The 11,724-nt window shown below is 54.9% G+C and carries 10 protein-coding genes and 1 tRNA gene; 3 read left to right on the forward strand and 8 right to left on the reverse strand.

What is annotated here, in order from left to right:
- The first annotated feature begins 36 nt into the window (after positions 1 to 36).
- Positions 37 to 1,353, forward strand: a complete 1,317-nt coding sequence (locus DC3_RS26725) for a WD40 repeat domain-containing protein (RefSeq protein WP_146891098.1) — start codon at positions 37 to 39, stop codon at positions 1,351 to 1,353.
- On the opposite strand, the gene DC3_RS26730 is transcribed toward DC3_RS26725, so the two are convergent.
- Genes DC3_RS26730 through DC3_RS26740 form a run of 3 tightly spaced genes read right to left on the reverse strand, consistent with a single transcriptional unit; the run spans position 1,350 to position 4,023 of the window.
- Positions 1,350 to 1,637 (reverse strand): hypothetical protein, encoded by a 288-nt coding sequence (locus tag DC3_RS26730; protein WP_146891101.1) that lies wholly within the window; start codon positions 1,635 to 1,637, stop codon positions 1,350 to 1,352. The two genes, DC3_RS26725 and DC3_RS26730, sit on opposite strands and share 4 nt — an antisense overlap.
- Positions 1,634 to 3,799 (reverse strand): ferrous iron transport protein B, encoded by a 2,166-nt coding sequence (feoB, locus tag DC3_RS26735; RefSeq protein WP_146891104.1) that lies wholly within the window; start codon positions 3,797 to 3,799, stop codon positions 1,634 to 1,636. The genes DC3_RS26730 and feoB overlap by 4 nt, the downstream gene beginning before the upstream one ends.
- The gene (locus DC3_RS26740; protein ID WP_146891107.1) at positions 3,796 to 4,023 is read right to left on the reverse strand and encodes a FeoA family protein; all 228 of its coding nucleotides are present in this window, start codon (positions 4,021 to 4,023) and stop codon (positions 3,796 to 3,798) included. Before DC3_RS26740 ends, feoB begins: the two co-directional genes overlap by 4 nt.
- Before the next feature lie 198 nt (positions 4,024 to 4,221).
- Here DC3_RS26740 and DC3_RS26745 point away from each other — a divergent pair, with 198 nt between their 5' ends.
- The gene (locus DC3_RS26745; RefSeq protein WP_146891110.1) at positions 4,222 to 5,058 is read left to right on the forward strand and encodes an ATP-grasp domain-containing protein; all 837 of its coding nucleotides are present in this window, start codon (positions 4,222 to 4,224) and stop codon (positions 5,056 to 5,058) included.
- Here DC3_RS26745 and DC3_RS26750 read toward each other — a convergent pair.
- The gene (locus tag DC3_RS26750) at positions 5,055 to 5,843 is read right to left on the reverse strand and encodes a TrmH family RNA methyltransferase (RefSeq protein ID WP_146891114.1); all 789 of its coding nucleotides are present in this window, start codon (positions 5,841 to 5,843) and stop codon (positions 5,055 to 5,057) included. The two genes, DC3_RS26745 and DC3_RS26750, sit on opposite strands and share 4 nt — an antisense overlap.
- A gap of 145 nt (positions 5,844 to 5,988) precedes the next feature.
- On the opposite strand from DC3_RS26750, the gene DC3_RS26755 reads away from it, so the two are divergent.
- On the forward strand, positions 5,989 to 6,552 hold the full coding sequence (locus DC3_RS26755) for a CAP domain-containing protein (RefSeq protein WP_146891117.1): 564 nt from the start codon (positions 5,989 to 5,991) through the stop codon (positions 6,550 to 6,552).
- Between the two features lie 76 nt (positions 6,553 to 6,628).
- Here the strand turns inward: DC3_RS26755 and DC3_RS26760 are convergent, their stop codons facing one another.
- The 4 genes from DC3_RS26760 to DC3_RS26775 all read right to left on the reverse strand — a co-directional run bounded on the left by DC3_RS26760 (position 6,629) and on the right by DC3_RS26775 (position 11,649).
- The gene (locus DC3_RS26760; RefSeq protein ID WP_146891120.1) at positions 6,629 to 6,967 is read right to left on the reverse strand and encodes a hypothetical protein; all 339 of its coding nucleotides are present in this window, start codon (positions 6,965 to 6,967) and stop codon (positions 6,629 to 6,631) included.
- A 576-nt stretch (positions 6,968 to 7,543) separates the two neighbouring features.
- Positions 7,544 to 9,325: a translational GTPase TypA gene (gene typA, locus DC3_RS26765; protein WP_146891123.1), complete on the reverse strand. Its 1,782-nt coding sequence runs from the start codon at positions 9,323 to 9,325 to the stop codon at positions 7,544 to 7,546.
- A 284-nt stretch (positions 9,326 to 9,609) separates the two neighbouring features.
- Positions 9,610 to 9,685, reverse strand: a tRNA-Asp gene (locus DC3_RS26770).
- Between the two features lie 206 nt (positions 9,686 to 9,891).
- A complete protein-coding gene (locus DC3_RS26775) occupies positions 9,892 to 11,649 on the reverse strand; it encodes a hypothetical protein (RefSeq protein ID WP_146891126.1) in 1,758 nt (585 codons plus the stop codon).
- Positions 11,650 to 11,724 lie beyond the last annotated feature (75 nt).

Genomic DNA, 11,724 nt, shown 5'->3' on the forward strand with positions numbered 1-11,724 from the left:
GAGATTCCAGTGAGCCAGAACGCAATAGAATCAGGCATGAAGACTTTCATTATCACCAACCAAAAAATGAATCGTTTGCAATTGTTCTGGTTGCACCTGCAAATGACCTGGAAGATCAGGGCCGCAGTGCCTGCATTCTTGACGGACAGTGCATGGTCAGGCACCCTGGAGCCAGACGGCACTTTGATCGGCATGACCATCGACACCCGCAGAGGACACCTGCTGGAAATGAGTCGATCTCAGCTTGTGATTTACGATCTCCAGACCGGAAAAAGACTCAGAACGCTGCAACCAGACTGGATTGGACAGGTGGCCTACCATCCAGATGATGTGCTGATTGTCTCGGGTTCAGAACGCACCTGGGTGGTTTCTGCAGAAACTTTTGAAATCCTTCACGAGCATCCATGGGGCGGATGGGTGAGCAAAGACGGGTCGAAAGTCATCACGCAAGAACATGAGCAGGGGGTCCATGATGCCATATCAGGGCAGGTTCTGTGTACCCTCCCTTTTGATCCGCAAGTGATCAGGTGTGTGGATTTCAGTGAGGATGGGCGGTATGGCCTGCAAGCTGTCTCAAGGGATGCAGGAAAAACCTGGCTGTCCCAGATTGTGGATCTCTCAGATGGAACGGTCAAGACCACCCTTCCAGTCTTCATCCATCCTGAGCGGAAGGACCAGAATGGACCCTGTGTTCTGAGCCATGACGCAGAAAACCATGTGCTGGCCGTTGGATACCGCAATCACATGCTGCAGATTCTGGACACGCGAAGCTGGAATCCCATGCATGTGCTTGACCTCTACGGTGAAGCAGAAGGATATGTGGGTCTGCACCTGAGAGATGGAGTCCTGCACTACCTGACCCCCAACCATCTGGGAAGGTTTGACCTCTCAACCGGAGAACACCAGCAGACTTCCTGCCAGAGCCATGGATTTGAAAAATTCCTTTACCATCTGGGGATGTGGGTGCTGCAAACCTACACCATGTGTTCTGCACTGACGGGAAGCAAGATCCTCTGGGAACACCAGAATCAAAGAGATCTTCCAGCAGAGGAGTGCACGTTGCACCTGAAGGTGAGCCGTCCCGAAAGTTTTTTTTCAGGTCATCTCAGGTGGCAAGGCCAGAGCTTTGCAGTCTCAGGAACCCTTGAGGCCCAGCATCATCCCCTGATGCGTCAGCAGCGAACCTCAATTCGCCTGCAGGGTGTTTTGAAAGCAGAAGATGGCACGCTCTGGGGACGCCTGTCTCTGAACGTGCATCCTCCCCAGAAGGAGCAATCGCACCCTGCGCTGTCCTGTTCCATCTGGCAGGACCAGAAGTGGTGCAGTGGGATCTTTGTGCCTTTGAACCTTTAAGTAGAGTCTGAAACAGATGCCCTTTGCAACCCCAGTGCTGTCAGTCCCAGACTGTCACAACCTTCCTGGGTGGGGAGGGCACACCAGCCTTTGACTGCACATTTTTCACAACCCGTCTGTTTGGTGGTGACCCACTGCACGTAACCCCGCATCTGCAGCATCTGGATCATGCCTGAGAGGGCCTCTTCACTGACCCCGAGGTGCAGAGCAAGGCGCTCAGGCTTTTGAGGACCGGTTTTCAGGAGGTGCAGGATATGGTCCAGTGGCCCTATCGTGCCATTCACAAAAACCCCTTGAAGAACTGGTAGGTCAGAACGGCCAGCAACCATGCTGTGACGATCTGGTAGGTCACCGTGATCCAGGCAACCTTTCTCCCCTGCTCGTTGGCAATGGCGGTGATGGTGGCCACACAGGGCGTATAGAGCAGCACAAAAACCAGATAGGCCAGTCCAGAGGCAGCTGTGAATCCATGACGGAGGGCAGCAATGAGGTTGTTTTGCGAACTGTCAGGAGCATCCACTGAGAAAGACGGGAGGGCCATCAGGCCTGGAATGGCAGCCACGGACTGTTGAACAGCAATCCAGAGCCCGGAAAGCAGGTGCTCAAGACCTTGCAAGACACCAAAGGGAGCCACTGCAGTGGTCTGCTGACCCAGGTAAATCTGCCCCAGGGTTCCCACCACCACTTCTTTTGCCACAAAACCTGGAATCAGGGCACCTGTGGCCTGCCAGGTGTCAAAGCCTGCCCAGCGGAAGATGGGGGCAGTCAGGGCACTCACCCAGCCAAAAAGTGAGTTTTCAGGTGCAACTGCTGCGAAGTGCCCTCCCATTTGAACAGGAATCGACAGGGTGAGCCAGACCAGGACCACAGCCATGAGTACGGTGGTTCCTGCCCGCCGTACAAAAGCTGCTGTGCGTCTGGAACCCTGTTTCCACAACACCTGCCTTGCGGGCAACCGGTAAGGGGGAAGTTCCAGCACAGTCACCGAGCCTGTGGTGGGCAGCATGCGGGTGATGAGTGCTGCAAAACCCAGAGCAACCACCAGACCCAGCACGTACATTCCCCACACCACCCAGCTTGCGTAACCTGCAAACAGGGCTGCACTGAAAACCACATATACAGGCAGTCGGGCCGAGCAGGACATGAAGGGCACGACCATGCTGGTGACCAGACGGGCCCCTGGGCTTTCCAGGGTGCGGGTGGCATACACTGCGGGTACATTGCAGCCAAAGCCCAGAATCATCGGAATGAAGGCCTTGCCATCCAGGCCCACCGAGCGCATCAGGCGATCCATCAGGAAGGCGGCGCGGGCCATGTATCCGCTGTCCTCCAGAAAACTCATGGCGAGGTAAAGCACCAGCAAGGTGGGAAGAAAGGCCAGAACGGTTCCAACCCCTGGAATCACGGCACCCAGCAAAACCGAACTGACTGTTGATGGGGCATGCAGCATGTGCAACACAGCTGAGACCCACCCAGAAACAGTGTCCTGCAGAGGCCCTCCAATGAAATCCACAAAAGGCTGGGCCACACTGAAGGTCAGGCGGAACACGCCAAGCATCAAAAGCAGAAACACGGGGATGCCCAGAATCCGGTGAAGCAGGAGCGCATCCAGCCTTTCTGTCAGGGTGCGGCGTTTCTCTGCAGTGGTGATTGCAGCCCCGGCGATCCGGTGGGCTTCTGAGTAACGCTGGTCTGCCAGATCCATGAAGGGATCAATGCCTTTCCCGCTGAGGTCCTGCAGCAAGCGGTCCGCATCGGCAACCACATCCTGGTGCCCAGTGATGGTCAGCCTTGAACGCAGTGTGGCATCTCCTTCCAGCAGCATCGAAGCCAGAAAGGGTCTAGCGTAGGGCAGAAGTTTCGGGTGTGGAGCCATGGCCTTGCAGAGGTGCTTTATGGACTCCAGCAAGGCCGGAGGCGGCTTCACCTGATATCCAGGCTGTGCAGGAGGATGAAGCATGTGCTTCTTGAGGTCCTGCACCCCTTTGCCCTGCGATGCCACCATCTCGATGACGGGTACTCCCAGTTCCTGCTCCAGTTTTCTGGGGTCAATGGACAGGCCCTTGTTTCTGGCCTCATCCATCAGGTTGAGGGCCACCACCATGGGCAGGCGAAACTCCAGAAGTTGCAGGGTCAGGTAAAGGTTGCGTTCCAGCTGACCTGCATCCAGCACATTGACAATCAGATCCGGGGCACTGTCCAGCAGGGCCGTCCGGGCAATGAGTTCCTCCGGGGTTTGCGGACTGAGCGAGTAGGCTCCTGGCAGGTCGGTCAGATGGATGGAGGTGCCATGCAGGTCAAAACGGGCTTCCCTTTTCTCAACAGTGACCCCGCTCCAGTTGCCCACTTTCAGGTGGGTCCCAGCGAGGGCATTGATCAGGGTGGTCTTGCCCACATTGGGGTTCCCGATCACCAGGACCGTTCTGGCCTGCATGGCAACAGTCATCCGTGGACCCAGATCTGCTTCATGTCCTGAAGCCTCAGGGCAAAATGGGTTCCACCGACCACCAGTTCCACTGGATCACCGAGGGGAGCTTTGCGAATCACCTGTATGGAGGCCCCGGGGATGAATCCCAATTCGAACAGGCGTTTTCGCATGGGGTGGGCAGGGTGAATGCCGTGCAGGGTCACTGTCTGTCCGAGGTCAATGGTGCTGAGTTCTGTTCGCATGTTAATCCCGACTAAAGATATCAGGATTGCATAAAATCAAATGTCCCAGCGTGTGAGAATCTGGTAAGAGAACCTGCGTACACTGGAACCATGGCGGTTGCGCCGCTTCTTTGCCGAATACGGTGAGATGTTTTTCCCATTCTTTCATGGCCCTCTGGTTTCAGGGGGCCTCCATTTTGACTGATTTATCATGGGGTCATGAGCAACCTGATGCTGCTGGACCAGACCCTGTGGATTCTGGAACAGAAAATCTCAAATCAGATCTATGACTTTCCTTTTGAACATCTCTTTGCCTGCAGCCATCCATACCACATTCCTGCTGAAGTGCAGGCGATTGCCCGCATTGGAGCCATCCCAGACTATCCTGCTTTTTATCAGGAATGGCTGCATCAGGGAGTGCGGATGATCAACACACCCGACGAACACCTGCGGGCGTCAGAACTGCCAGGGTGGTATCCCCTGCTGACCGATCTGACCCCCAGGAGCATCTGGTTCGATCACCTTCCCTCCAGTGAAGACATCGAAAGGCAGCTTGATTTTCCGGTTTTCATCAAAGGAGCCCGCCAGACCAGCCAACATCAGGCTTCCCTCTGTGTGGCCAGCGACTCAACTGAGCTGAAGTCCATTCTGGAAGGATACCAGCAAGATCCCATTTTGTACTGGCAAACCCTGGTTTGCAGAGAACTTTTGCCGCTCAGAATCCTGCAGGAAGGTCAGGGAGATCAATTGCCTGTGGCTTTTGAATTTCGCACGTTCTGGTATCGGGGGGAACTGGCTGGTCTGGGCCGTTATTGGCTGGATGGACCTCCGTACTCAGCCAACAGGGAAGAACTGCAGGACCTCCTGAATACAGCCAGAACAGTGGTAGAGCGTCTGAACGTGCCTTTTCTGGTGGTGGATGTGGCCCAGACTGCGTCAGGACGCTGGGTGGTCATTGAATGCAATGATGCACAAGAGAGTGGTTATGCAGGTGTGTCAGCAGTGGCCCTCTGGCAAAAGATCATCGAACTGGAAAAGAAGTCCTCTGTGGATTAATGCTTTCGTTGCCTCAGGGCCTCATACAGCAATAAAGCTCCAGCAATCCCCACATTCAGGCTGTCTGCTGTCCCCTGCATGGGGATGACCACCTGCTCTGTGGCCTGATGCATCCAGAATTCACTGAGGCCCTCATGCTCTGTTCCCAGACAGATGGCGGTGGGTCCAGAATAATCTGCCTCCCAGTAGGTTTTCTGGGTGTGTGGTGTGGCTGCAAGAATGGTGAAGCTGCTCTGCTTCAAAAAATCCAGCAGTTCCTCATCCTGGACAGCATGAACAGGCTGAGTGAACACACTTCCCTGACTGGCCCGGATGACATTGGGGTTGTACAGGTCCGTACCTTCCCCAGTGATGAAGACAGCATCAACCCCCACACCGTCCGCAGTGCGCAGCAAAGCACCCAGGTTCCCAGGTTTTTCGAGGCCCTGCAAAACCAGCACCAGGGCCTGTTCAGAAAGGTGGAGCTCCTGCAGATCAAACTCGGGCAGAACAGCCAGAGCCAGGATACCGTCGGGGTTTTCCCTCAGGCTGATCTTTTCAAAGGCTGGCCGTGACAGGCGCACCTGCTCCACGGCATCAAAATCCTGGTACAATTCCAGGGCTTCGGGACTGAAAAAGCCCTCGCAAAAATACAGTTTTTCAACTTCAACTCCAGCCAACAGGGCACGGGAGGCCTCCCGTGCACCTTCAATCAGGAATTTGCCTTCCTTGCGACGGTGCCTGCGGTCATGGAGTTTGACCAGGGTTTTGAGCTCAGGGTTCTGGGTGCTGGTGATCTCTTTCATGGGTCTGCTTTCAGATCTTCCATGCTACTACAACCTGTTCAGGCCCACAGCAGGATCGCTGGTCATGAAACTCACCTGAGAGGAAGCTGTGTTTATGAATTCATGCATCTTAAAATCCTGAGAATCCAGACTTTAAACTGAACCCATGCTAAAACGTGCCTTCCTGTGTGCAGGGCTGATGGTCCTGCTCGCTGTTTCATGCAATCAGGTCAGCTCTGATCCCCTGAACAACCCAGAAACTGGAATCACCACCATTCCTGTTCAGGACAGCATCTCTTCCATGGCCACAGCCACCATCAACAGCCAGATCCTCACCCTGGTGAATCAGGCAAGAGCGACTGCAAGGAAATGTGGCACCACCTCTTATGCCGCTGCCCCTGCCCTGAAACTGAACACATTGCTGACCAATGCAGCACAACTCCACAGTCAGGACATGGCAAGCAAGAATTTTTTCAGCCACACAGGATCAAATGGCAGCAGCCCATTTGCCCGCATCACGGCACAGGGTTACCGCTGGAGCACGGCTGGTGAAAACATCGCTGCTGGATATGGCACTGCTCAGGCTGTGGTGTCTGGATGGCTCACCAGTCCTGGACACTGCGCCAACATCATGAATCCCAGATTCAAGGAACTGGGTGTGGGTTATGCCTACAGCAGCACCAGCACCTACAAGCACTACTGGACCAACACCTTCGCTGCACCATACTGATTCTTTGAAAGTCGAGATCCCTCCTGACATGCCAGGAGGGATCATTGATTTGAGTGTAGCACGAAGAAAAAAAATCTCAAATGTGTCTCCTCACTTTATTTTTCATTGAAGTGGTCAACAATAGATCTCCATCAGGAGGAACAGCATGGAGACCGATCTGACCCCAGTCACCTGGGGAAACATTTTGTTGCAGTTGCTGAGAAAAAAGGACATTGAAGGCAGAATCAAATTTGCAGAAACCCCAGATCTTCCAGACTTTGTTTACATTGAACTTGCAAGTGATGAAGAAGCCGAGGTGGTTCAGGCCGTCTTGAACAATCCAGCACTTTCCACCAGATTGCTCAATCAGATTCTTCCAGATGTGAGACCCTGGCAGTTCAATGATGTTTTGATCAGGAGCCTCAGCGAAACCCACCCAGATCTCCATGAGGAAGCTGTTCGCAATTTGCTGGGTGCATCTGCGCAGTGGGAAACTTATATTCTGGTCAGTCGGCACGCCAATGTCCCAACCAGACCGCTCGTGAAATCCATATCGGAAATGGCAAAACATGTCACTCCCGAGGCCATAACCGAATTGGCCACCCGAATTTTGCAGAAACATCCTTTCGAGCCTGCCGACTTTCCCTGGGAAGACATTTTAAAAACCTCGAAAGTTTCATTTTTTCTGTCTTCTCCTGCTTTTCCAGTTGCAGCTCTGGAGTTCTGGGCCAGACAACATGCTCAGAAAGTCCAGGACCATCCCAGAAACCTTGCATATCATCTTGTTGGTCAGGTGATGCTGCATCCCAACGCTTCTCCTGTCGTCTGGGATTGCTTTCTGAAAAGCGCTGTTTTCATGCGGCGAGATGCTGGCTGGGATTTTCAGGTGCTGGCACCGCTGTTGAAAAGACCTGATCTCTACAGTGACCAGAAAGCATTGATTGAAAGCTACATCCGACTGAAAAGCAAAAAAACAGGCAGCCATCGGCCACCTGTTTGACAATGCTGGGTCTTACTTGCGCATGCTGGGATTGAGGATCTTCTTGCGCAGACGAATGTTCTGGGGGGTGATTTCCACCAGTTCGTCTTCCCCGATGTACTCCAGGGCGTCTTCCAGGGTCAGGCGCTTGGGGGGAATCAGGGTGAGGGCCTCGTCGGCACCGGCACTGCGTACGTTGGTCAGCTTCTTGTTTTTGCAGACGTTGACGTTCATGTCCCCTTCGCGGGCATTTTCGCCCACGATCATGCCGATGTACACCTCGGTGCCAGCGTCAATGAAGAACTGGCCACGGTCCTGCAGTTTGAAGATGGAGTAGGCAAAGCTGGGGCCGTTTTCCATGCTGACCAGAGAACCGTTCTGGCGGGTTTTGAGTTCGCCAGCCCAGGGGAAGTAACCGTCGAAGATGTGGCTCATGATGCCTTCACCCTGGGTCATGGACAGGAACTGGGTGCGGAAACCGAACAGGGCGCGGGAAGGAATTTTGAACTCCACACGCACACGGTTGCCCTGGGGCTCCATGTTGACCATCTGACCCTTGCGGCTGGACAGCACACCGATCACGGTGCTGGAGAACTGCTCGGGCACGTCAATCACGAGGTGCTCGACAGGCTCGGAGACCACACCGTCGATTTCGCGGGTGATGACCTGGGGTGCACCAACCTGCACTTCGTAGCCTTCACGGCGCATGGTTTCCAGCAGGATGGAGAGGTGAAGCTCACCACGACCGGAGACCTTGAACTCGTCAGGGCGGATTTCTTCAACTTTGAGGCTCACGTTGGTCATGACTTCCTTCTTGAGGCGGTCATTCAGGTGACGTGAGGTGACGTATTTGCCTTCCTTGCCAGCGAAGGGGCTGGTGTTGGGCTGGAACACCATGGACACGGTGGGTTCGTCCACGGTGATGATGGGCAGGGCTTCGGGATCGGCGAGGTCAGCGACAGTTTCACCAATCTGGGCGTCTTCGATTCCGGCCAGAGCCACGATGTCCCCTGCGCTGACCTCATCCACTTCCAGGCGTTTCATTGCCAGGTGGGTGAAGGGCTGGGTCACACGGGTCTTGGTCATGGTGCCATCTTTGTGCATCAGGTTGACGAATTCACCCTTTTTGACCTTGCCGCGCTTGACGCGACCGATCACGATGCGGCCCAGGTACTCGCTGTAGTCAAGGTTGGTGACCAGCATCTGGAAGGGAGCATCAATGTCCACAGAGGGTGGGGGGCAGTGGTCAAGCACCATCTCGAAGAGGTCAGAGAAGTCGTCTTTGGGGTTTTCCAGATCCTTGAACGCCTTGCCCTCACGGGAGATGGCATACAGGATGGGGAAATCGAGTTGCTCGTCGGTGGCACCGAGTTCGGCCATCAGGTCGAAGGTGAGGTTGACCACTTCTTCAGGACGGGCGTCCTGACGGTCAATCTTGTTCACCACCACGATGGGGCGCAGGCCAAGTTCCAGGGCTTTGCGCAGCACGAAACGGGTCTGGGGCATGGGGCCTTCGGCGGCGTCCACCAGCAGGAGGCATCCGTCGACCATGCCGAGCACGCGTTCCACTTCTCCACCGAAGTCGGCGTGTCCGGGGGTGTCCACGATGTTGATCTTGACGCCCTTGTACATCACGGCGGTGTTCTTGGCGAGAATGGTGATTCCACGCTCTTTTTCAAGCTGGTTGGAGTCCATGGCGCGTTCTTCGATGACTTCGCCGTGTCCGAGTTGTACGGTCTGTTTGAGGAGCCCGTCCACCAGGGTGGTTTTCCCGTGGTCCACGTGGGCAATGATTGCAATGTTGCGGTATTCCATCTGTCTACCTTTCTTACCTGTCGGCTTTGGCCTGTGATGGGTCTTTGCGAAGCTTGAAAGGTAAACGGTCTCCTGACCTTCTCACTCGCTTCTCTTGCCCAGCGGTGCTGGACAGGGGACCCACTTGGCACCCAAACGAATATTGTACACCTTTGTCAGCTCTGTTTGGCGTACTTGGGAAGAGACAGATGTACTTTTTGAATGCATCTGGTCTGTTTTCTTCTGGAGGACACTGGAAAATGGCTGACAAGCTAAACCCCCGAGTTTGAACTCGGGGGCAACTTTGGCGGTCCGGACGGGATTTGAACCCGCGACCTACTGCGTGACAGGCAGTTATGCTAACCGCTACACTACCGGACCATCCTGTGTCACTTCACTGTGTGCGCCGCTGTTTTGCTGCGCTCAGTGCATATAGAGAATATTCGATCATGAAAAAAAGAAAGTGATTTCTCCCACATTTATAATCCAGCTGTCGCGCCAAAGATTTTCTGTCAAAACCTGCAATTTTTTTCTGTCAAAAGTTTTGACATTTATTTTTTGCAGGTTTGACAGTTAATTTTTGTCAATCACCCGAACACGGTGACAGCCACAAACCGTGGAACGCGGGGTTGCCCCCCGGAAGATGCACAGTAGAACTGGAACCCATTTGCATCCACGTTGGGGGCATTCAGACCACTGCTGCTGATGTACGCGATGGTGGCAGTGACCTGATCGTCCGACCCAATGATGGACATGGTGTACCGTGCCACGGGCTGATTGAAGTTCACCCGGAATTGCGTGTTCCCCCCCCCAGCATCAATTGCAGTCACGCTTTGGACCACCCCGGTACAGGACGCTGAGCCTGGAGCTGTGCCATTGAAAATCACACTGCCAATCACGCCACTGCTGGGAGCAGCCTGATTGAGTCGGTCAGCCAGCGTCCCCTCAAAGGTCAGCCAGCGCACACCAATTTCACGGGCGTCCGTGGAGCTTCCCGACGCCTTGCCGTTGTAGGTCAAAAGCGCCCGTCCATCGTCTAACCAGCACAGGCTGCTGGAACCCACCACGGATTCCCATGCTTCCAGATCGCTGAACAGGGTGCCACCATAGGTCCAGCCGGTCAGTCCTGAGGGGTCTGTGGTGTACCAGTAGTCGGGTTGCGGGTGCATCCCTGCAGCGTCCAGCACCTGGATGAGATGTCCATTCGGCATCTGGAGTGTGGCCGCTTCCTCCACCTTCAATCCCGAAAGGTTGCCCAACAGGTAGGCCGGTTTTTTCGTCCAGGGTCCAGTCCAAGACCCCATAGGTGCAGTCGCCACACCCATATAAGGGTCTGTGGCACCAGATTCTGAGCCGCTGTTCTGGTTCGTCATCCAGAACATGGTCAGCTGACCATTCAAAATCCGCACATCAGGGCTGTAATTCCCTTGGTTGCCTTCCCATGACAGTCCTGAGGGCTCCAGAACAGGCGTGGGATGCCACACGTAGGACGCAGGAGACGCCCAATTTGCACCTGCAGCACAGTGCAAGTACCCGATGACGATGGGTCCTGTGTACCACTGGCCGGGGAGTACAGTGGCCGAGACATAGACGTGCAGTTCGTCGGTGGTGTCATCGTACACAGCACAGGGCGAAAACACTGCCCCGCTGTTCCACTGACTTGCCACTGGATTGGGCACGATGACCTGCCCGAGTTTGGTCCAGGTCAGACCATTGTCGAGGCTGCGGGCCAGTCCGATGGTCGGGTGATACGGGGTGACATCTGTACTTGCTGCAGTGTAGAGAAGCCACAAAGCGGCCCTGGCCCGAAATACGAAAGCATCTCTCAGACTGCCTGCATCAAAACTGCCTGGAGCCCCACGAGTGAGCACAGGGTTTGAAGGGTTTTTGGAGATGGATGCCACCACAGGATGGGCCGCACTGGGAGCATAGTAGCCGTGGGGCATCCTCCATCCACCCCAGGTGTTGGCGGCGTTTCTGGCTTGCAAGTCCTCTGATCCACCTTCTCCAGAGCCCGCAGGACCCTGTGGACCCTGAATGCCCTGAGGACCTTGAGGACCGATCAGACTGTCCAGCCACTGTTCTTCGGTGCCACTGAAACCGTTCTGCACTGCGATTTCATAGGCCGATTTGCCGTTCGCTCCTGCAGGTCCCTGAGGTCCAGCAGGTCCCTGTGGACCCGTTCCACCACCACCGGATTCCTGCAGCTGTGTAATGGCCTGACCTTGCTCCTGCACGGTGGCCGCAAGATCAGCCAGTTGTTCGGTTGTTGCATAGGGTCCGTTCACGGTGGTGCCTCCGGTACAGCTGTCTTCGATGATTACAGTCACTTTAGGGATGCTCATGGATATCTCCTTTAATTCCAGGTTCCAATGACACGGATGGTGGCTTTGACAGGGTTGGGTGCGCCGTCCTGCAGC

Source organism: Deinococcus cellulosilyticus NBRC 106333 = KACC 11606, assembly GCF_007990775.1.
GTDB lineage: Bacteria > Deinococcota > Deinococci > Deinococcales > Deinococcaceae > Deinococcus_C > Deinococcus_C cellulosilyticus.